General features: G+C 52.2%; 17 protein-coding genes. 8 read left to right on the top strand and 9 right to left on the bottom strand.

Going from position 1 to position 20,719, the window contains the following annotated elements:
* Positions 1-305 precede the first annotated feature (305 nt).
* From ACUTQW_RS02140 to ACUTQW_RS02125, 4 genes are all read left to right on the top strand, one after another.
* Entirely contained in the window at positions 306-863 is a 558-nt protein-coding gene (locus ACUTQW_RS02140; protein ID WP_004942285.1) for a fimbrial protein, read from the top strand.
* A gap of 64 nt (positions 864-927) precedes the next feature.
* The gene (locus tag ACUTQW_RS02135) at positions 928-1,656 is read left to right on the top strand and encodes a fimbrial biogenesis chaperone (RefSeq protein WP_004942286.1); all 729 of its coding nucleotides are present in this window, start codon (positions 928-930) and stop codon (positions 1,654-1,656) included.
* A 78-nt stretch (positions 1,657-1,734) separates the two neighbouring features.
* A complete protein-coding gene (locus ACUTQW_RS02130) occupies positions 1,735-4,299 on the top strand; it encodes a fimbria/pilus outer membrane usher protein (protein ID WP_004942289.1) in 2,565 nt (854 codons plus the stop codon).
* A gap of 137 nt (positions 4,300-4,436) precedes the next feature.
* Positions 4,437-5,333: a fimbrial protein gene (locus ACUTQW_RS02125; protein WP_445654793.1), complete on the top strand. Its 897-nt coding sequence runs from the start codon at positions 4,437-4,439 to the stop codon at positions 5,331-5,333.
* Between the two features lie 61 nt (positions 5,334-5,394).
* On the opposite strand, the gene ACUTQW_RS02120 is transcribed toward ACUTQW_RS02125, so the two are convergent.
* Entirely contained in the window at positions 5,395-5,853 is a 459-nt protein-coding gene (locus ACUTQW_RS02120; protein ID WP_004942292.1) for a helix-turn-helix domain-containing protein, read from the bottom strand.
* Between the two features lie 596 nt (positions 5,854-6,449).
* Here ACUTQW_RS02120 and ACUTQW_RS02115 point away from each other — a divergent pair.
* On the top strand, positions 6,450-9,647 hold the full coding sequence (locus tag ACUTQW_RS02115; RefSeq protein ID WP_064798742.1) for a DUF4214 domain-containing protein: 3,198 nt from the start codon (positions 6,450-6,452) through the stop codon (positions 9,645-9,647).
* A 61-nt stretch (positions 9,648-9,708) separates the two neighbouring features.
* On the opposite strand, the gene ACUTQW_RS02110 is transcribed toward ACUTQW_RS02115, so the two are convergent.
* Positions 9,709-11,286, bottom strand: coding sequence for a malate:quinone oxidoreductase (locus ACUTQW_RS02110; protein WP_004942294.1), 1,578 nt, complete (start codon positions 11,284-11,286; stop codon positions 9,709-9,711).
* 434 nt (positions 11,287-11,720) lie between these two features.
* Entirely contained in the window at positions 11,721-12,560 is an 840-nt protein-coding gene (locus ACUTQW_RS02105; protein ID WP_006324363.1) for an NmrA family NAD(P)-binding protein, read from the bottom strand.
* Positions 12,561-12,657: 97 nt separating this feature from the next.
* On the opposite strand from ACUTQW_RS02105, the gene ACUTQW_RS02100 reads away from it, so the two are divergent.
* The gene (locus ACUTQW_RS02100) at positions 12,658-13,281 is read left to right on the top strand and encodes a TetR/AcrR family transcriptional regulator (protein WP_006324364.1); all 624 of its coding nucleotides are present in this window, start codon (positions 12,658-12,660) and stop codon (positions 13,279-13,281) included.
* Between the two features lie 6 nt (positions 13,282-13,287).
* Here the strand turns inward: ACUTQW_RS02100 and ACUTQW_RS02095 are convergent, their stop codons facing one another.
* From ACUTQW_RS02095 to ACUTQW_RS02080, 4 genes are all read right to left on the bottom strand, one after another.
* A complete protein-coding gene (locus ACUTQW_RS02095) occupies positions 13,288-13,848 on the bottom strand; it encodes a GNAT family N-acetyltransferase (RefSeq protein WP_006324365.1) in 561 nt (186 codons plus the stop codon).
* A gap of 150 nt (positions 13,849-13,998) precedes the next feature.
* The gene (gene phoA, locus ACUTQW_RS02090; protein WP_004942302.1) at positions 13,999-15,426 is read right to left on the bottom strand and encodes an alkaline phosphatase; all 1,428 of its coding nucleotides are present in this window, start codon (positions 15,424-15,426) and stop codon (positions 13,999-14,001) included.
* 138 nt (positions 15,427-15,564) lie between these two features.
* On the bottom strand, positions 15,565-16,272 hold the full coding sequence (locus tag ACUTQW_RS02085) for a glutathione S-transferase N-terminal domain-containing protein (protein WP_006324367.1): 708 nt from the start codon (positions 16,270-16,272) through the stop codon (positions 15,565-15,567).
* A 63-nt stretch (positions 16,273-16,335) separates the two neighbouring features.
* Positions 16,336-17,019: an ArsR/SmtB family transcription factor gene (locus tag ACUTQW_RS02080; RefSeq protein WP_037432501.1), complete on the bottom strand. Its 684-nt coding sequence runs from the start codon at positions 17,017-17,019 to the stop codon at positions 16,336-16,338.
* Between the two features lie 74 nt (positions 17,020-17,093).
* Between ACUTQW_RS02080 and ACUTQW_RS02075 the strand changes: the two genes are divergently transcribed.
* Complete coding sequence (locus ACUTQW_RS02075; protein WP_006324369.1) at positions 17,094-17,441, top strand: antibiotic biosynthesis monooxygenase family protein; 348 nt, start codon at positions 17,094-17,096, stop codon at positions 17,439-17,441.
* A gap of 196 nt (positions 17,442-17,637) precedes the next feature.
* Positions 17,638-18,138: an AAA family ATPase gene (locus ACUTQW_RS02070; RefSeq protein WP_020438742.1), complete on the top strand. Its 501-nt coding sequence runs from the start codon at positions 17,638-17,640 to the stop codon at positions 18,136-18,138.
* A 96-nt stretch (positions 18,139-18,234) separates the two neighbouring features.
* On the opposite strand, the gene ACUTQW_RS02065 is transcribed toward ACUTQW_RS02070, so the two are convergent.
* Entirely contained in the window at positions 18,235-18,666 is a 432-nt protein-coding gene (locus ACUTQW_RS02065; protein ID WP_006324371.1) for a hypothetical protein, read from the bottom strand.
* 33 nt (positions 18,667-18,699) lie between these two features.
* Positions 18,700-20,007, bottom strand: coding sequence for an MFS transporter (locus ACUTQW_RS02060; RefSeq protein WP_006324372.1), 1,308 nt, complete (start codon positions 20,005-20,007; stop codon positions 18,700-18,702).
* Between the last annotated feature and the right edge of the window lie 712 nt (positions 20,008-20,719).

The following is a 20,719-nucleotide window of genomic DNA, read 5'->3' as shown; positions in this document are numbered from 1 at the left end:
ACAAAATGTAAAAATACAGGATAATATCCTGATAATTATCACTTAAAGCAATATGTTGCACTACCTGGCTTTTCAAAACACAGATTATTCCTATTCAGTTGAATCGTCAACATCGATCGATAGGTATTTGTTGATAGTTTTTTCCTATCAAGAGGGGTGATATGAATGTTATAAACGATTTAACAATAAGAATACGCCTGGTCTATATTTCGCCGGGCAATGGATTCATCGGGGCTTCATTCCTGACAAGGAGTAGCATCGCTGAATGTACTTAATAGTTGTATTAATTCATCGAGAGTCTAAATATGAAAATTTCTAAACTGTCTGCCGTATTGGCATTGGCTGTAAGCGCCGCTACTATTTCTTCTTTTTCTGCACAAGCGACTGACGGTACTATTACTTTCAACGGTAAAGTGACTGACCAGACTTGTACTATCAGCACCCCAGGCGGTAAAGATTTCACCGTTACTCTGCCAACTGTTTCTGCTTCAACTCTGGCAACTCAGAGCGCGACTGCCGGCCGTACTCCATTCGCAATCAACCTGACCAAATGTTCTAAAGGCCAGGTAGCCACTTATTTCGAGCCAGGCGCAACTGTTGATTTCAATACTGGCCGTCTGAACAACCAGGCACAGACTGATGCAGCGACCAACGTGCAAATTCAGCTGCTGGGCAGCAACAACCAGTTCCTGCCAATTCTGGCAGCCGGCACCAACGGTGCGCAGAATAACTCTCAGTGGGTTACCGTTGCTAACGAAGGCGATTCTGCCGACCTGAACTACTACGCTGAATATTACGCGACCAACGCTGCCGGCGCTGGTGATGTGACTTCAAGCGTTCAGTACACCATCATTTATCAATAAGTAATATTCTTATTCGGGCGGGGGAATTACCCCCGCCGTTTTTCCCTACCGTAGTGATAAAATAATGAAAAATTCATTTAAAAAATACAGTGTATTGCTGATTGCCGCGCTATTCAGCAGCAGCGTTTTTTCCAGTGTCATCATTAACGGTACGCGTATTATTTATCCGGGAAAACAACGGGAAGTTACTGTCCAATTATCAAATAATGGAACTTCACCGGCATTGATCCAATCCTGGATTGACGAAGGCGATGCGAAAACCACGCCTGAAAACAGCAAGGCGCCGTTTATCGTTTCCCCGCCAATCAGCCGTGTTGAACCGGCTACCGGCCAGGCGCTGCGTGTTTCACTGACCACGTCAGCATTGGCACAAGACAAAGAATCCCTGTTCTGGTTGAACGTACTGGAGATCCCTCCTGCGCCGACCGGGGCAAGCAGCAGTACGCCTGAAAACTTTTTACAGGTGGCTTTCCGCACCCGCGTCAAACTGCTGTATCGTCCGGCCGGCCTGACTGGCGAAGCGAACGATGCACCTGAAAAACTGCAGTGGCGCTTTAGCGGCGCCGGCGTCAGCGTGAAAAACCCAACGCCGTATTACGTGTCGTTTACCGAAATCAATGCCGTCGTCAACCAGAAGAAAGTGCCGTTGGCACCACACGGCGACATGCTGGCTCCAGGCCAGGAAAAAACGCTGTCGTTTTCCGGTGACAGCTCGCGCATCGCCGACGTTGCATTTACCACCATTAACGATTTTGGCGGACGCGTGTCCCGCACTAAGAATAAGCAAAAGTAACTCTTGGAAGAGAGACTCATACCCCAGAGCGCAAGCTGTCGGTGGGGTGAGCTTAATTTGGTAAAGGAATGCTTTTATATGAAAGAGTTGCCTATCTCTGCGGCCATTAAACTGGCGCTATTTAACTATAAATCGATTCTGTTGTTGACCGGCGGCGCGCTTTGCCTGGCGGCGCCTGGATTTGCCTTGGCGGAAATCGTTACCGACAGCAAAAAGCCCACCGCCCCGGTTGAAGCTTCCTTCAACAGCAGTTTCCTGGTTGGAGAGGCGCAAGGCGTCGATCTTTCGCGCTTCCGCGACGGCAACCCTATTCTTGCCGGCAAATACTCACTCGACGTTTACGTTAACGGCGAGTGGAAAGGCAAGAAGAGTATCGATTTCAAAAACGTGCCGGGTAAAAACAGTGCCGATACCTGTTTTTCTCTGCTGTCGTTGGATGAATTCGGTGTGGATACTGCGGCATTGAGCAGCGATCCTTCGGTGACTACCGATACCTGTAAAAGCCTGCCGCAGTGGGTGCCGGAAGCCTATTATCGCCTGGATACCAGCTCGCTGCGAATGGATATCAGTATCCCGCAGTCGTCGCTGCGCCGCAGTGCGCGCGGTTATGTCGATCCGAAATTCTGGGATCGCGGCATTACCGCCGGCAGCCTTTCGTATAATTTCAATGCCTTTAATACCCACAGTTCCGCCAACGGCAGCAACGCGGATTCAACCAACGCTTATTTGACCCTGAACGCCGGGTTAAACGTGGCCGGTTGGCAGTTGCGCCACGACTCTAACGTCAACTGGCGCTCCAACGAAAGCACCCATTGGCAAAACACCGCCACTTACGCGCAGCGCGCCATCCCGGCCGTGCGTGGCATGCTGACGTTGGGTGATACCTATACCAGCGGCGACTTCTTTGATTCTATCGGTTTTCGCGGTGTACAGGTCGCGACCGATGACCGCATGTTGCCTGACTCTCTCAACGGTTATGCGCCCGTGGTGCGTGGCGTGGCGCAAAGTAACGCGCTGGTAGAGATTCGTCAGAATAACCAGTTGATCTACCAGACCACCGTTGCTCCCGGCGAATTCGTGATTAACGATCTTTACCCAACCGGTTACGGCGGCGACTTGAACGTCACCATCAACGAGGCCGACGGCAGCAAGCGCCAGTTCAGCGTGCCTTACGCTTCGGTAGCGCAGATGTTGCGTCCGGGGATCCAGCGTTATGCCCTGACTGCAGGCCGAGTGCGCGATGATAATTTGAGCAAGGAACCCGATATGTTCCAGGCGACTTATCAGCGCGGGTTTACCAATATCATCACCGGCTACACCGGCGCTATCGCCAGTGACGGCTATGGTGCCGTGTTGTTGGGCAGTGCGGTGGCGACGCCGATCGGCGCCTTTGCTCTGGATGTGACTCAGGCCAATACCCGCCTGAAGCAGGGCGACCAATCCGGCCAGAGCTATAAGCTCAGCTACAGCAAGTTGATGACTGAAACCAACACCAACTTCACCATCGCCGCTTATCGCTACTCCACCTCCGGTTACCTTTCGTTGCGCGACGCCGTTTACTCGCGAGACAACGAACGCAAAAACCTGAGTGCCGACGCCGTTAACCGTCAGCGCAGCGAATACCAACTGACCCTCAATCAGGGGCTGGGCGATGACTATGGCGCGTTGTATATCACCGGTTCGGTTCGCGATTACTGGAACCGGGGCGGCAGCACCAAGCAGTATCAGGTGGGTTATAACAACTATTATGGTCGCGTCACCTACGGCCTGTCCGCCATGCGCACCTCGGACATGTATAACCGTGATGAAACCCGTTATTACCTGACGCTGTCGGTTCCGTTCAGCGTCGGTTCGCAGACGCTGAGCCTGAACAGTTCATTGGGCTATACCGATAACGGCTACGACAGCAGCCGCGTGGGCATTAACGGTTCTACCGGTGAAGACAACAACATCAGCTACAGCGCGGCGCTGGCTAACGATCAATCCGGCGGCACCAACAGCAGCGTAAGCGGCGAATACCGTAGCCGGTTCTCGACGCTGAACGGTTCTTACAGCTACGGCAAAGATTATCGTCAGTCGTCGATCGGGGCATCGGGCAGCGTAGTGGCTCACAGCGGTGGGGTGACCATGACGCCGCAGCGCGGCCAGACCATGGTGCTGGTAGAGGCGCCGGACGCCGCCGGAGCTATCGTGACCAACTCGCCGGGCGTGCGTATCGATGATAACGGCTATGCGGTAGTGCCTTATGTGGCGCCATACCGTATGACCAACGTAACGCTCGATCCGAGCGGCATGTCGCGCGATGTGGAGTTGGAAAGCAGCAGTCAGCAGATTGCGCCTTACGCCGGTGCCATCGCACGGCTGGAGTTCAAAACCACCAAAGGCCAGGCGTTGATCATTCATGCCCTCGGCCCGGACGGCAACGCGTTGCCATTTGGTTCTGAAGTGCTGGATACCCGCAATCAGGTGGTGGGCATCGTCGGCCAGGGCAGCCGCATCTACTTGCGTACTGAAGCGCAAAAAGGGTTGTTACAGGTGAAATGGGGCACGCAGCCTACGCAGCAGTGTTCTGTCAGCTATAGCTACAAGGCGAAAGCGCAGGGCAATACTGACTACGAAATTATTGAAGCGAGTTGCAAATGATAAAATTAACGCGTGTTCTGTCACTGAATAAAACGTCGGCGAAATGCTTGATGCTGTTCGGTTTGATGATGGTAGGCAGTCAAAGTGCTTATGCCGCCTGTTCTGTCAGAAGTGGTTACAAGGCGCAGGTGATCAATATGAAGCTTGGGCGTGTGCTGGTGACCCCAGGCAGCCAGGTGGGCGATACCTTGGTTACCGGACAGTTTCCAATCAATGAAGTCAGTAATATCGCCACTTGCTCAAGAGGCGGCAGCGCGATTGGTTCGATCATGCAGGGGAGCTCTACCAGCTTCGCCAATGTGTGGAGCACCAATATTCCGGGTATCGGCATTCGTTTGTACCGTGAGGCCGGCTCGGTGAGTAACTTCTACCCTCATACCTTGAGGTTCTCTGGTAATTCCAACGTGACCCTTAACGGCGGTTACTTCAAGATCGACGTCGTTAAAACTGCGGCTCAGACAGGCACCGGCCAGTTGACTACCGGGCTATATACCAACTATTACATGGACGGTACCGGTCCTGGGTTGCCGCTGCTGCAATCGATTGTCGATGCCAACAGCCTGACGATTGTCACTTCCACCTGCAATGTGGACAGCGGTTCCAAAAACAAGGTGGTTAATCTGGATACCGTCACGGCAACCTCTTTTGGCGCCGTCGGCTCAACCCAGGGTGAGAAGGCGTTTGATCTCAACATTAATTGCGTTGGCGGCGTCGGAGAAAATCTGCTGCCAGGCAATGCCGGGCAGGGGATTGTGAATGTGCGTTTTGACTACACTCCGGACAGTTCTAATGCGCCAGGCGTGATCAAATCGCAACCTGGCGCCAATACGGCTTCCGGCGTTGCCGTGCAGTTGTTGACGGGCAGCACCACGCAGCCTATCAAGAACGGTGACGCGGTCAATGCAGGCCGCACCGTGCCGAACCAGGCCAACACCCTGACCCTGCCGTTGAAAGCCCGTTACTACCGTACCGGTACTACGATCAAAGGCGGCAATATCCAGTCGACCGCAACCTTTACCATCGAATACAACTGAGTGTCGCGGGCATTAAAAAAGCCAATGGGATTGCCCATTGGCTTTTTGCTTTTTATCCGCCTCAGCGCAGGCCCATCCAATGAGTGCAGGCGCCTTCGACGCATTTCCCCGCATACCACAAGTGCGCACCCGACGGCTCGTGCCGATGCCCGTTCTGCGGCGTGATCGGTTGCGGATGCATCTCTACCACGTCCCAGCGCGTGGTGCGGCGATACACTGCCGGCGTTTTGCCGAACTGTTTTTTAAATGCGCGTGAAAATGACGGTTGGGAATCAAAATGGAACTGCAGGGCGATGTCGAGAATAGGGCGTGGGGTCGAACGCAGCGCCTGCGCGGCCTGTGACAGGCGGCGCTCGCGGATATAGCTGCCCAGCGCATGGCCGGTGGTGCTGCGGAACATCCTTTGCAGGTGCCACTTGGAGTAGCCCGATTTCGCCGCCACGTTATCTAACAGCAGCGGTTGATCCAGATGAGTTTCAATCCAGTTCAGCAAATCGTGAATGATATTGACGCGATCCATTGTTTAAGTTCTCCCGCGGTACGGCATTCAGGTCATAGTAGGTAAGAGTAATTATCCAAGCTAGTTCTTTGATAATAGATGATGCATCGGTTTTTGCAAGTGATATCTTGTTAATTCTGGAGTCATACTTTTTGATGCATAACATTGAGGGGGCATAAATCCTCTGAGCGATAAGATATGCATATTCACTTTAGCTACCCGCTGATTCATTAGCATATATGCCCGTGTGAAAAATTTTAATTAGTAATCATTTCAATTTTAATAATAACATTAATTTATTTTTATCGGCTTGACATTCATAAGAGTTTAGTCTGTTATTAATTAGGGTTTCTCTAACCAATTTTTATTAATTTATTTTAATTATTTGTTTTGTAAGGTTTTTTATTTTTCTGGATGAGTGTTCTATCTGAAGGTAGATGTTTTTGTATGTCATTCTTGGTGCCAAAGTGAGAATTATAGAGTCTGACTGTGTTGAACCGTGTATTGAAAAGGGTACGCTGAAAATTACCGAATTTGAGAAACTACTGCTGCGCTAGTTTTGTAAGGTAAAAACGTTGTGATAACGATATTTTTTAGAAAATAATCTGGGGGGAATTATGGCTTCACTAGCATATCAAAAGATGGTCGCTACTTTTTATTATGGCATACTTGGTGTTAAATCAAATATTTATGAGATTGATCGTGTAGGTGCCCAAATGGAGAGGGGGGAACTCAGCGCCACTGGGCTTGCGAGAAAATTACTCGACTCGGAAACTGGGCAGGAAATGTACGGTGGGTATTCTAACAGCGCGGTGATCACCGCAATTGGTTATTCTATTTTTGGCCGTTCTCCAGATAATATGCCATCCTTCAATGAGTTATACTCACTACCATTGGATGAGGCTCTTGCGACTCTAATTTCTTATATTAATAAGTATAAGACAGGTGGAGACAAAACAGGTATCTATTATCCAGCAAAAGCCAAGATTGATAAGGTGGTTAATGAAATACTTTATCCAACGGTGAATCAGGCAACTGATGCGCATGGCGCTCAGGATGTTTTTTCACTTTATTATGTTATTGGTTCTGTGGCCGTTGCTGATGGGATCGGCTATTGGGGGAATATGCTCAATAGTGGAAAGATGACATTGGAACAGGTCGCTCAAAAATTCATCTATGATAGAGCCTACCTCACCGCACTGGATAATACTCAGTTTATTGAGCGACTCTTTTTGCAAGGGTTTAAACGAGAGGCCAATCAAAGTGAAATGAATAAATATTTACATGAGCTAGAACATGGCAGCCGAAGAGGTGATGTTCTTGTCGAAATAATTAAATCTTTACGGGATCCCGTTACACCTGCAGATCAGGCGGCCAAAGACAAATTCATCGCAAATACCACAGTTTTTCACAAACAGGGTGAGCTGCCGGCACTAAATTATCAGGAGCAGGTATCGGCTTTATATTTGGCTATACCTCACAGAAATATTGACTCCGGTGGCTTGGATAACTGGAGTAAATACCTTGAAAAAGGTCGAAGCTATAAAGAGCTGGCCGAGTTGTTACTAGGGTCTGCTGAGTTTATGCGCAAAGGCGCGCAGCTGAATGGCAATGAATTTATACAACATGTTTTTAAAGAGTTACATGGACGCAATGCTACTGCCAGTGAATTAAGCCATTATGCAGGATTAGGGGCTAAAAGTGATATTGCAGTTGCGATCATTTTTGACTTAAGAAATAACACAGCGACTGATAATGAGAGTAGTATAGCTCAGCACGCTTTTGAACGAGATATTGGCACCAGCTTGATGTATGAAACCGCTCTCAAATTAGGGAAGAATAATACAGGCACGGCTAATTCTGGCGTAAAACATACTCTAAGCAATGCGGAAATTGCTGTGCTTACAAGTGTCACCATAGATCCTAATGAGTTTGATGGTAGTACTAATGACCTTTCGTTTGCCGACCACCTAAAATATTTAACCATTAACGATGTCGGGCCTTATGATATTACAGCAGGCACGGTTAAACTTTCGACCAATGGCGTGAGCGAGGGGGTAACTATCGATAGCGGTATGTCTGCGCTTAATTTCTATGGAAGTAATGGTGGTGACTACTTCAACGACCATGCTTTACATTATTTTGGTGTCGCGAACTATAGATTCGGTGCGGGAGATGATGTCCTGTACTGGGATGGAAATGCCCACAGCATGCGCGCTACTTTTAATAGCATAAAGGGTTCTGTTTATTTCGATGGAGGGGCTGGTAATAATATAATTTCGGCAAACTATATTGAAAAAGTCATTACCATCTATTACAACGGTATCAGCCGACACACCGAAATTTCATCTCACGCTGAGTTTTATAAAAACTTTCAACAGATAGAGTTGGATGGTTATATCGGCGGGGTTTTATACCGTTCTCAATATGAGCCAGGGGGCCAAATATATAATGAAAGTCAGCTCACGGAGATCTTTGGCGGGGTGTTGGATATGGGGCTTCTGACGGGAAATGCAACATTGGATTTTATCGATGCTCCAGGTGTAGTCACACAGGCAGCTAAAAATACTACACTTGGTGAGAAAGGTTTTGTTTTTGGCAGTAGAGCTGCTTATTACACATTGAAAACGGGGGTGCTACCGAAGGAAATACCTGTGGATGCATACGTGAATGATATAGGTGTTCGTATTATTAATATACAAAGTTCGAAAATGGCTCATCTGGAGGTGCAAGGGAATGGGTACAGAGATACCACCACATTCTCATTTATGCCTGATGTAACTGAAAAATTTGATATTAAGTTTAATGCATCTTCTTCAGGATTAGTTGACGCGGGTTATATTGGTGTAAAGAGTCAACAAAGTGATGGCCCAAGCGGAGTGGGCTTGAAAACGATTAATATCGAATCGTCAGGGTATGGTGAATTTGCCAACAAATTGGGATTGCATGATACGAGTTCAAGAATAGACATAACCGATAGGTATTTTCCAGGAAAATTACAGGTAGAAACGGTGAATATCACCGGTGACCATAAGATGTTGTTAACCTTGAAAGAAGGCTATAAGACAGTACATACTATTGATGCGACCAATAATAGCGCCGGGGTCAAAATCGACAGTAGTGCGACAGGAGGCACCGGTAACGGAGCGGTGGTGAATTTGCTTCATTCACTATCGCTAACCGGTAGTGATTTGGCCTTGTGGGATGGCGTATTGGGTGGCCTGGGATTGAACGGTGAGCAACTTAATATCAAAGGCAGCCAGGCAGACGATTTGTTCCTGTTGACCAATAATACTACCGTAACGGGCGGGGGCGGGCGAGATACCTTCCAGATCCAATCCAGTGTCGCAACTGCAGGCATTACACTCAAGGATTTCCAGGCGCAGCAGGATGTTATCCTTGATACTACCCTCGACGGTTACACCTCCAGCAAGGTAACGCTAATCTCCAACAACAACAGTAATACTCAGGTGGCAGATTACGGTGTTGGCAATGATACCAGTGTGGTCAGCCAACTTACGGAGATGGCGGGGAATGTTCCAGGGGACGCACTGGGTTTGTTGAAGGCGCTATTGCATCTGGATACAGGGTTAAGCAGCAAAGTGGGGATCGCATCTATTGAACATGGTAATGGCAAATCGGACAGTTTCTTGATTATCGACAGAAATAACAATCAGCAATTGGATAATAATGACGGCGTGGTACTGCTTAAGGATCAAGTTCATAATGATTTGATAAACAGTTTGTTCTTTAAAACAGATGTTAATATAACAGGCAGGATACAAGATACTCATTATGATGAGCTATTTAGCTAGATTCAGACCTTAGGCCATTTAAAAAAGCAGGCCGCTTTGCGGCCTGCTTTTTTATGGAAAATCAGTTAGTTTCCGGCTTCACTTCGATATAGTCCAACTGCAAGACGCTGCTGGTGTAGCCGCGGATCTTGTTGGTCATTTCAATATCGCCGTTCAGCTTGTGGCCATAGGATGGAATGATCTCTTTCAGCTTGCTCTGCCATTCCGGCGTCGCCACTTTATCTTTGAACACTTTTTCCATCAGATGCAGCATGATTGGCGCAGCGGTAGAGGCGCCCGGTGATGCGCCGAGCAGGGCGGCGATGCTGCCGTCCTCGGAGCTGACCACTTCGGTGCCGAACTGCAACACGCCGCCTTTCTCATCATCTTTCTTGATGATCTGCACGCGTTGGCCGGCGGTCCACAGCTTCCAGTCGGCCTGTTTGGCTTCAGGGAAGTACTCTTTCAGCGCAGCGAAACGGTCATCGTCGTTCATCATCAGCTGGCCAACCAGGTATTTCACCAGGTCGAAGTTATCCAGCCCGACGTGGGTCATCGGCATCAGGTTAGACGTGCTCAGCGAGTGCAGCAGATCGAACAGCGAACCGTTTTTCAGGAACTTGCTGGAGAAGGTGGCGAACGGCCCGAACAGTACCACGCGCTTGCCATCCAGCATGCGGGTATCCAGGTGCGGAACCGACATTGGCGGCGAACCTACGCTGGCCAGGCCGTAAACCTTGGCCAGATGCTGATTCGCCACTTCCGGATTGGTGGTGACCAGGAACTGGCCGCCGACCGGGAAACCGCCGTAGCCGTCGGCTTCAGGAATGCCGGATTTCTGCAACAGTGTCAGAGAGGCGCCGCCTGCCCCGATAAACACGAACTTGGCGTTAACGGTGGTTTCTTTACCGTCACGGTTAAGATCGGCCACGGTGACGCGCCAGGTGTTGTCGGCGTTGCGTTTGATATCGCGCACTTCATGGCTCAGGTTCAGCTTGAAGTTAGGATTTTTGGTCAGTGTATCCACCAGTTGATGGGTGATCACGCCAAAGTTGACGTCGGTACCCAGCGGCATGCGGGTCGCGGCAATTTTCTGCGCCGGATCGCGGCCGTTCATTACCAGTGGCGCCCACTGTTTAATCTGGTTGGGGTCTTCGGAGTATTCCATCCCACGGAACAGGGTGCTGTGCTGCAGCGCCGCATAGCGTTTGCGCAGGAAGTTGACGTTATCGTCACCCCAGACAAAGCTCATGTGCGGTACGCTGTTAATAAAGGATTTTGGATCTTTCAGGACGTTATTTTTTACCTGATAAGACCAGAACTGACGAGAAATTTCAAAAGACTCGTTAACCACCACGGCTTTGCTGATATCGATGGTGCCGTCTTCTTTCTCCGGGGTGTAGTTCATTTCGGCGAAAGCGGAGTGGCCGGTACCGGCATTATTCCAGCCGTTGGAGCTTTCTTCCGCAACGCCGTTCATGCGCTCATACATGTCGATGGACCAGTTCGGCTCCAGCTCATGCAGGTAAGTCCCCAGGGTGGCGCTCATGATGCCGCCGCCAATCAGTACCACATCGACGGTCTTATTCTCTTCTGCGGCAGCCTGTTGCGTGACGCCGAACAGATTCAGACAGAAGATCAGGACGAGTAATTTTCTCATTAAATCAAATCTCTTATGTGTAAATTCTACTCATTGCAGGTGAAAGAATTTATCGGGAGTTACCCTGGAAATAAGCCAAAACAGACCGCCCGGCATGAGCCGAATTGCAGTGATAATGTCTTTTTGTTAATAGTTTTCTTTAACGAAAAGTGGATTATTACAGGCTACCTGGAGGCGGAGTGTTCAACTCAGGTTACTGAGGGGATATTATTGTTTGCAAGAATGTTAAAAACTACTTTTGTAACTAAAAAAAGAGAAATATAGGCAGGAATAATTCATTTATTATTGCGGGCTAAATATAACCGTTAAATTAGCAGGGTTTAATTGCCGTTGATTTAAACGATATTTCATTATCACACAATATTTAGCGATGAATTGCAAAGGCTAACCGGTAACAAAAAGAAAATGGCCGCCGTAGGGCGGCCGGCATCCGATTAGCGCGGTTGCCAAATACCGCGGGTTGCCGTGTCGGCGGCATAGGTGGTGAAATCACGCGCCGGGCGCCCAAGGCTGCGTTGAACGCCGTCGGTCAGTGACGCATTGCGTCCATCCAGTACCGTACTGAATAAATATTCCAGCAAACTGACCATCTCCTCCGGCAACTGCGCTTCGCGCAGATAACCGACATAATCGGCTATCGGCACCTGCCGATAGAGGATCTCACGTCCGCTGGCGGCGGCAATCTCGCTAATGGCTTGTTCAAACGTCATCAGTCGCGGGCCGGTCAGCTCATATACCCTATTGCTGTGGCCGGGCTGAGTGAGAGCGGCGACCGCGGCGTCGGCGATATCGTCGGCATCAATAAAGGGTTCTGGAATTTCGCCCGGCGGCAAATAAACCGTGCCGTTCAGCAGCTCATCGAGAATAAAGCTTTCGCTGAAGTTTTGCATAAACCAGCTGGCGCGCAATATCGTCCAGTCCGCGCCGCTGCGCTCGACCACTTCCTCCGCCTGCCGGGCTTCGTCTTCTCCGCGCCCGCTGAGCAACACGATCTTTTGCACGCCGCCCGTTACCGCCTGACGGCAAAAACGTTCAATGGTGTCGATGGCGCCCGGCACCGCCAGATCGGGCTGAAAGCTGAGATACACCTTTTTCACATCTTGTAAGGCCGGTTGCCAACTGCCGCTGTCCTCCCAGTCAAAAGGAATGGCGGCGCCACGGTGGCCGGGGCGTACGGCCACGCCATGTTGTTGCAAACGCGCTGCTACACGGCTGCCGGTTTTTCCGGTGGCGCCTAAAACCAGTATCGGTGCGGTCTTATCGCTGTTATCCATCGTTCATCTCCAAAATGTGAGTGTCACTCATGTTTTGTAAATATGATAAACCCTCGTATTATTGTCAAGGCAGTTTTTGGTTCAAAGGACGATGCTGATGAATGACAAGCAAAAAAATCCGCCCGCGTTGCGGCGTAAACCCAGCCAGACGCGGAGCCGCGAGAAGGTGGAGCTGATCCTCGATTGCGCCACCGCGCTGATAGCCCGGCAGGGCAGCGATGCGATGCGCATGAGCGAAGTGGCGCTCAATGCCGGTATTTCCATTGGGGCGCTGTACCAGTACTTCCCGGATAAGACCGCTATCGTGCGCGTGTTGGCACAGCGTTATAACCAGGAAGCGCGCGAATGCATCGAGCAGTGTTTATCTCGGGTGCAGGATTTTCCGCAACTGATCGAGGCTTTTAGCTGCCTGATTGACGAATATTATGCCTTGTTTATGGCCGAGCCCGTCATGCGGGATATCTGGGCGGCGACGCAGGCCAACAAAACGCTGCGCGAAGAAGAGGTGGCGGAAAGCCGATTGAACGGTGCATTGCTGGCGGCGGCGATACGGCGTTTACGGCCACAGGCGGCTCCCGTTGCGGTTGAAAATGCCGCTTTTCTGCTGATGCATCTGGGAGAGGCGACGATGCGCCTGGCGGTCAGTACCGGCCCCGATGAGGGCCGAGAACTGGTGGAGAGCTATAAGCAAATGGCGGCGAAGGTGCTGGCAGATGCCTAGAACGCGCTACGGCAGCCCGTGCTGCCATTCTTCATTCAACAAGGCGTAAATAAACTCGTCGCCCCATTCGCCGTTGAAACGATCGTTTTGCCGCAGGTGCGCCTCTTTGCGCATGCCCAACCGCTCGACCACGCCGATCGAGCCCCGGTTGGCGGCGTCGAGCCGGGCAAAGATGCGGTGGCAGCCCACTTCGCTGAAGCCACGCTCCAGCACCGCGCGCACCGCTTCTGCGGCGTAGCCTTTACCGGCGTAGGCCGGGTTGAAGATATAGCCGATCTCTGCTTGCAATGCCGCGCGGTTGGCCAGTTTCAGCAGCACTTCACCGATCAATTCCCCGCTGTCTTGCAGGGTGACCGCACAATAAAAGATATCGCCATCCTCGCTGAAACGCGAAGCCACCGCCTGGGAAAGCTGTTCTTCCAACTGCGTGTCGTTCGGCGTGGGGGCGTACAGATAACGATAAACCGCCGGCAGACGGTGATAAGCCGCGTAGGCGTTGAGATCGGCAGGGGTAAAGCGGCGTAGCCGCAGGCGTTCGGTGGTCAATGGCAGGCTAATCAACTGCAAGGGTTCATCCTTTCATCTGGGCGCTTTGGCGCGAAGTGAAGACTCAAGGGGGAATATAGCCGTTAATCGATCATTTTTAACCTGTTAAAGCCGCTTCTCCCCCTGATATTCAGGAGGAGAAGGGATAGAGCAAGCTACCCGGCAACCAACTTACTTGATCGCCATAGCGTCACGCATGGTGTAGAACAGGTCGGTCTGATCGGTCAGGCCCACGACGTTAGCCGCATGCGGGCCGTAGGCGGCAACGCGCAACTGGGTGCCGGTGTGTCCCTGAGAGCCTTCCTCCGAGTTACCGTAGCTGATGGTCATTGGCGCGCCATCTTTGGTGGTCAGCGTTTGCGTCAGGCCTGGAGCCTTGGCATCGACGGCAATAATCTGGCTGGAGTGGGCGTGGTCGGCGGTGACGATCACCAGGGTGTTGCCGTCGGCGCGGGCGAAGGCCAGCGCTTTCTGTACCGCTTCATCCAGATCGACCGTCTCGCCGAACTGGCCGCAAGGGTTGGCTTCATGGTCCTGCTTGTCGATCGATGCGCCTTCCACCTGCAAGAAGAAACCGTTCTGCTGGTTTTTCAACAGATCTATCGCTTTTTCGGTCATCGCCGCCAGCGTTGGGATGTCGGCAGTACGTGCCGGGTTGTTCTCGCAGGTGACCGCCGGTTGGTCGATATTACCGTGATGCGAAGCTTTCGGGCCCTGCCAGCGCACCGGCATATTGCCGGCGGCAAACAATCCCAGCAGCGGTTTTTGCTGATTGGCTACGCTGATGGCATTCAGGCCGTCGAGGTTTTCCACCCACTGATAACCCAGCGCAGTTGCCTGGTCTTTCAATGATTTTCCCTGCCATTCGCCGCTTTTCGCCAGCTGATTAAAGGATTTCGCTCCACCGCCCAGCGAGACGTCGGCACGGGTTTTGAGCAATTGCTCGGTGATCGAGCCGCGGCCGCCATTCTCCAGCGCGTTGGTGGCGCATTTTTCGCTGGTTTCTTCCGGGCCGTAACATTTGCGCGAGGTAACATGCGAGACCTGCGCTGCCGGTGTGGCGTCCTGCAGCTCGGCGGTGGAGACGTTGCCGGTGGCTTTGCCCGCCGCTTTGGCGATCTCCAGCAGCGTCGGCTGGTCCTTGCCGTTGACGTCAACTCCCAGCGCGCCGTTATAGGTTTTTACGCCGGTGGACCATGCGGTCGCCGAAGCGGCGGAATCCGTCACGTAATCCGGTTTGTGGGTTTTCTTATCCAGCGAGTAATGGGTGTACTGGCCGGTCAGCGGCAGGGCATCAATGCCTTTAAAATAGCCGCCCGCGCCTTCTGCGTAGTTGCGCGCCGAGGTGATTTCAGAATCGCCCATGCCGTCGCCGATCAATAAAATCACGTTTTTGACCGTTTTGTCAGACAGCGAGGCTTTCAGCGCGGCGGTTTGATCGCCGCTCAGACGGCGTGCGCCGCCCGGTTCCACGATGTTACCGCGTGCCGCTCGCTCGGAAAGACCAGCGGTATTGGCCGGCGTTTCATCGGCGAGGGCGGTGGAACAAAGCAGGGCGGATAACACGGCGCCGGCGATCAAAGAAACGGGCTGCAGCATGGGAAAACTCCTTGTCGTAATAATAAAACACAAATAGCATCAGTTTGTTACGCAGGGAGAGTAGTGCAGAGGTGTGACACTTTTATGACGATGCGGGGGGCGAAAATGGGATAGCCGGCGGCTATCCCAGGCAATAAATTATTCGTTGCGGGCGGGAATAGTCAGGCCGCGTTGCACTGCCGGGCGCGCCAAACCGCGCTCCAGCCATTGCCCCACCCGTGGGAAACTGTCGAACTCCACCAGTTCGCGCGCTTCGTAGAAACCGATCAGGTTACGCACCCAGCCCAGCAGTGAAATATCGGCGATGGTGTAATCTGCGCCCATGATCCAGTCGCGGCCTTCAAGGCGGCTTTCCAGCACGCCGAGCAGGCGTTTGGATTCATTTTTATAACGCTCCAGCGGGCGTTTATCTTCGTATTCACGCCCGGCAAAGCGGTGGAAGAAGCCGAGCTGGCCGAACATCGGGCCGACCGCGGCCATCTGGAAAAATACCCATTGGATGGTTTCGTAGCGCTGCGCGGGATCCTGTGGCAGGAATTGACCGCTTTTCTCTGCCAGATACAAAAGGATGGCACCGGATTCAAACAGCGGCAGCGGCTTACCGCCCGGACCATCGGGATCGATAATCGAGGGGATTTTACCGTTCGGGTTCAGCGACAAAAACTCCGGCGTCCAGGTTTCATTCTTGCCGATATCGATCAGATGCGCTTCATAAGGCAGGCCGATCTCTTCGAGCATGATGGAGACTTTTACGCCGTTAGGCGTTGGCAGCGAGTAAAGCTGCAGCCGTTCCGGATGTTGCGCCGGCCACAGTTTGGTGATGGGGAATTGGGTTTGATCGAGCATGAGGAGTCCTCGGGTTGACGGTGTGCCTATTGAGTATTGCACCAAAGCTAACGCGCTGTGGGGCTAAAGCGTGAGGTCAAAATGTGCTTTCAGAGCATTCTTGCCGGTGGCGGTGAGTTGCAGCTCGCGGCTATCGAGCCGGCGCCTTATCCAGCCGCGTTCGATAAAAGCGTTAAGCATCGCTGCGCCAAGTGCGCCACCGAGGTGAGCCTTGCGTTCGCTCCAGTCCAGACAGCCGCAGGCGAAGCGCCGCCGTGAAGGCGCAGGCGTGCAGTCGATGCCCAACCGCGTCAGGGCAGCCCGCCCCGCGTCGCTCAGCCGGTAGTCTTCCTCGCCCACCAGCCAGGCCAACTGATGCAAACGGTCATGCAGTTTTACCGCCACTTCACCGGCCATATGATCGTAGCAGGTGCGGGCGAATTGCAGCGAGGTGGGGGTTGTGCTTTTCACCGTCGGCCGTTCGACGCCGGCCAGCGCCATCAGCGTTTCCAGCACATCGGCCACCGGCTGGCCCGCCAGGCGGAAATAGCGGTAGCGCCCCTGTTTGACGCAGGCGATCAACCGTTGTTCCTGCAAGCGCGCCAAATGCCCGCTGGCGGTAGAGGCGGCGACGTCCACGGCGGCGCTGAGCTCGGTGGCGGTATAGGCGCGGCCGTCCATCAGCAGGCACAACATGCGCGCACGGGTACGGTCGGCAATAGCGGCAGTCAGTGCCGCCAGGCGATCTTCGATATTGATGTCATTCATACTTCGAGATTAGGCGAAGTATGGCTGTAGGTCTAGCCTTAGGATAGGGTTAATCGTCCTGACAGGAACTCTCTATGATTGCCGTTATTTTTGAATTGCAGGCCGCCGACGGGCAGCGTGAAACCTACCTTAAATTGGCGGCAGAGCTAAAGCCGCTGCTGGCGGAGATTGACGGATTTATCTCCATCGAGCGCTTTCAAAGCCTGGCCGATCCGCAGCGGTTGCTGTCGCTGTCCTTCTGGCGGGATGAAGAGGCGGTAAAACAGTGGCGCAATCTCGAGCAGCACCGGGCTGCGCAGGCGCGTGGCCGCCATGATGTGCTGGCGCAGTATCGCCTGCGGGTGGCGGAGGTGGTGCGCGACTATGGTTTGGATCAGCGGGATCAAGCGCCGCAGGACAGCTGCGGCTATCACGCAGGTTAATGCAAAGTTGGTTTTATCGTTGACAGCCCTCCCGGCTTTATTCTATTGATAGTGGATGAATAAAAACCGACTTGTATTCGCGCAGATTATTATCACCATTCTCAGAGTGGTGGGATAGCGCGTCTCTTTCAAGCCAAAACCCGCCAGTAAGGCGGGGCAATCTATCCTCCTGCTGGCCATCACCCAGGAGGACGTCATGGGAAATCACCCCCAGGTTGTTTTACATCTGATGTGCGGCAAAGCCGGTTCAGGCAAGTCGACGTTGGCAAACCGCTTGTCGCAGCAGCCACAAACGCTGTTGATTGTTGAGGACAGCTGGCTGGCGACGCTGTATGAACAACAGATGACCGGGTTGCAGGATTACGTCCGCTATTCGGCCCGGCTACGGCAGGCATTGAGCGAACATGTTGTAGAGCTGCTGCGTCATGGGCTGTCGGTGGTGCTCGATTTTCCGATGAACACGCCGGATCGTCGTCTTTGGGCCAGACAACTGGCGGACGCCGCCGGCGTTAGCCATTGTCTGCATTTTCTGGACGTCAGCGATACGCAATGCAAAAGCCGGATCAAACTGAGAAATGAACAGGGCGATCATCCTTTTGTGCTCAGCGAAGAAACCTTCGATCTGCTTACCCACTACTTTGTTTCCCCTTCAGAGGAAGAGCGGCTGACTGTGGTTAGATACGGCGATCAGGCCTGAGTCAGCCCGTTTGAGGGGCGTGGTTTCAAACGCGGTATCGACAGCGACCTCGCTCTGCGGTGCAGAGCGGGTGTTATCTCTTGCGTTAACGGAAAGCTATACCAGCACATTCCAACGCTGTATAAGCCCCAGCAGATGAACCAGACCTATGCAGAGACATATCAATGAGCTTATGACGATAAATCTGTGGCTGCGGCCGGTATTGCGCAGCGCAACGGGGCCGGCAATACCACGCAACAAATAGATAAACGTGATGAAGCACAGCGCGGGGCGCAGCAATGGCAGCGGCGCAATAATGCCGGCGCCGGCCAAAGCGTACAGCGCCCAGATAAACAGCACCAGGGCGATACCTGCGGTCGCGATGGCCGGAAATGTCTTGCCGGCTTCGGCGGCGCGGATAAAGCGATCGCCGGCGCCGCACAGGCGATATCCGCGCGGCCCCGCCTTGATCACCCAAACATGCACCAGGGCCGCCATGGCGCTCAGCCCTGCGCCTGTCAGTAATGCCAAATTATAAGGGGTATCCATACTTCTCTTCGCTCCTGGGACAAAACCATTGCGTCAGTTTTTGTGCCGCTCCTTGAACACTGTAGTGGCAATCAGGCTGATAGTCAGCATGCCGGTGACATACCAGGCCGGCGCCATAGGATTGCCGCTGACATCCAGTAACCAGGTGACGATGAGCTGCGCCGACCCACCAAACAGCGTAACGCCGAAGGCATAAATCATTGAGGTGCCGGTAGCGCGGACATGGCGCGGTAGCGCAGAGACGATCAGCATGGTGCTCGACAGCATATTGATCCCTAAAGCGCCGATCAGCAAGATGCGAAAGAGGATTGCCAGCCACAGATAGTGTGTGGAGCCCAGGAACCAGAACGTGGGATAAATCAGTATCAGGGCGGCAAAGATAGAGAAAAGCAGCGGTCTTTTGTAGTTTTGTACCCGATCGACATAGCGGCCGGCGAAATAAACGGCGACGATTTGCACCACTGAGGCAATGCAGCTGAAGAGATAGGCGGTTGGTGCGGCAATGTGATAGGTCTGCATCATATAGGTCGGCATATACAGCAGCACAATATAAACCATCACGGTGCCGGACATAATGATCAGCATTCCCAGCAGTAGGTCTTTAAAGTGATTGCGCAGCACATCCCAGACCGGGTTAACCGGTGGGCGTTCTTGATCCGCAACCTCGCCGCTATAGGTTTCTTCCAGGTGTTTACGGATATATACGCCGACGGGAATAATCAGCAGGCCGACGATGAAAGGCACGCGCCAGCCCCAGGAATAGAGGGCTTCTTCCGGCAGAAAATAGGTCAACAGCAGCCCGAAAGAGGCACCGAGCAAGGCGCTGATGCCTTGGCTGATCGCCTGCCAACTGACAAAGAATCCCCGCTGGTTGGCCCCGGCCGACTCCAGCAGCAGGGTGGTCGCAGACCCCACTTCACCGCCGGCGGCAAAGCCCTGAATCAATCGCCCGACCACGATCAGCATCGGTGCGAAGATGCCAATCTGCGCATGAGTGGGGGCGAAGGCGATCAGCGCCGTGCCGACGCCCATCAGAACAATAGTCATTAACATGGCGGCCTTACGCCCGACCCGATCGGCGTAGGCCCCCAACACCATGCTGCCCAGCGGCCGCATAATAAAGCCGACGCCAAAAACGGCCACCGACATTAATAAAGAACCGTAGGCCGTGTCGCTGGGGAAATACAGCTTTCCGATAATGGCGGCAAAGAAGCTGTAAACGGTGAAATCGAAGATCTCCAGCCCGTTACCGAGGCTGGCGCCAAATATGATTTTATAATTTATCGTTTTCTTGTCGATCGTCCGATTCTCGGATAACTCATTTTCAACTGTGTTCGTCATTATCTCTATCTCTCGCGATGGGTGGCATGTTTTTATTGTTAATGTTTCACCAGTGATACCTGAAGGATGCTGTTTGCCGTGATCACATTTTTGCAATCTCTTGTTTACATATACTTGTATGTACAACTATATGCAATACGGGTTTGTTCGCGGCATGAAAATGAAATTAATGGTTTTAATTTTAATTTTATCAAAATGTTAATGGGTATCTGGGTGGTGTGGAAAGCATGCCTGGCTGACGATTTAGTGACCTGACACACACAAAGAATCCGATTCCTTGTGGGTTTTAAGAGGTGAATCACAATTTTAATCGTAGAGAGGAATATGCGGTGGTGTGGTTCTGCCGTAGCAATAAAAATTGCTATTCGTCCTGAAGGCGAGGGTAAAGGAAAAGCATTTACTTAATCCAAGGGGATAATGGTTTATCACCTGCAGGCTAAGGTTGTTTTTTTGTTGGGGTGTTTAACGTAAACATTGGCACTCTCTATCGCTCAGGCGATAAGTCTGATGGTTTTTTTAGGCCTGCCTGGGAGTGATTAATATTTTTAGTGAATTTAATTTATTGGAATAATTGTTTTTGTGAATGCAAATGTGTTTTCTCGAACGCAGGCAGGAAGACGAGTAATCCAGGATATTGAGACCTCTCGAACAAGGCTCCCTATGCCCTGATGCGCCAGTAGTGCAAAATGCGGGGCGATTGAATGTCGTGGCC

The sequence above is a fragment of the Serratia sp. TSA_7 genome (assembly GCF_052692135.1).
The sequence above is the reverse complement of the archived record's forward strand: the minus strand, read 5'-3'. Positions and strand labels throughout refer to the sequence as shown.

Coding starts and splice junctions, on each gene's coding strand:
- ACUTQW_RS02125 (WP_445654793.1), top strand. CDS start 4,437: ATGAAGCTTGGGCGTGTGCTGGTGACCCCAGGCAGCCAGGTGGGCGAT.
- ACUTQW_RS02070 (WP_020438742.1), top strand. CDS start 17,638: ATGGGAAATCACCCCCAGGTTGTTTTACATCTGATGTGCGGCAAAGCC.
- ACUTQW_RS02065 (WP_006324371.1), bottom strand. CDS start 18,666: ATGGATACCCCTTATAATTTGGCATTACTGACAGGCGCAGGGCTGAGC.
- ACUTQW_RS02115 (WP_064798742.1), top strand. CDS start 6,450: ATGGCTTCACTAGCATATCAAAAGATGGTCGCTACTTTTTATTATGGC.
- ACUTQW_RS02080 (WP_037432501.1), bottom strand. CDS start 17,019: ATGAATGACATCAATATCGAAGATCGCCTGGCGGCACTGACTGCCGCT.
- ACUTQW_RS02100 (WP_006324364.1), top strand. CDS start 12,658: ATGAATGACAAGCAAAAAAATCCGCCCGCGTTGCGGCGTAAACCCAGC.
- phoA (WP_004942302.1), bottom strand. CDS start 15,426: ATGCTGCAGCCCGTTTCTTTGATCGCCGGCGCCGTGTTATCCGCCCTG.
- ACUTQW_RS02130 (WP_004942289.1), top strand. CDS start 1,735: ATGAAAGAGTTGCCTATCTCTGCGGCCATTAAACTGGCGCTATTTAAC.
- ACUTQW_RS02110 (WP_004942294.1), bottom strand. CDS start 11,286: ATGAGAAAATTACTCGTCCTGATCTTCTGTCTGAATCTGTTCGGCGTC.
- ACUTQW_RS02085 (WP_006324367.1), bottom strand. CDS start 16,272: ATGCTCGATCAAACCCAATTCCCCATCACCAAACTGTGGCCGGCGCAA.
- ACUTQW_RS02140 (WP_004942285.1), top strand. CDS start 306: ATGAAAATTTCTAAACTGTCTGCCGTATTGGCATTGGCTGTAAGCGCC.
- ACUTQW_RS02060 (WP_006324372.1), bottom strand. CDS start 20,007: ATGACGAACACAGTTGAAAATGAGTTATCCGAGAATCGGACGATCGAC.
- ACUTQW_RS02135 (WP_004942286.1), top strand. CDS start 928: ATGAAAAATTCATTTAAAAAATACAGTGTATTGCTGATTGCCGCGCTA.
- ACUTQW_RS02075 (WP_006324369.1), top strand. CDS start 17,094: ATGATTGCCGTTATTTTTGAATTGCAGGCCGCCGACGGGCAGCGTGAA.
- ACUTQW_RS02105 (WP_006324363.1), bottom strand. CDS start 12,560: ATGGATAACAGCGATAAGACCGCACCGATACTGGTTTTAGGCGCCACC.
- ACUTQW_RS02120 (WP_004942292.1), bottom strand. CDS start 5,853: ATGGATCGCGTCAATATCATTCACGATTTGCTGAACTGGATTGAAACT.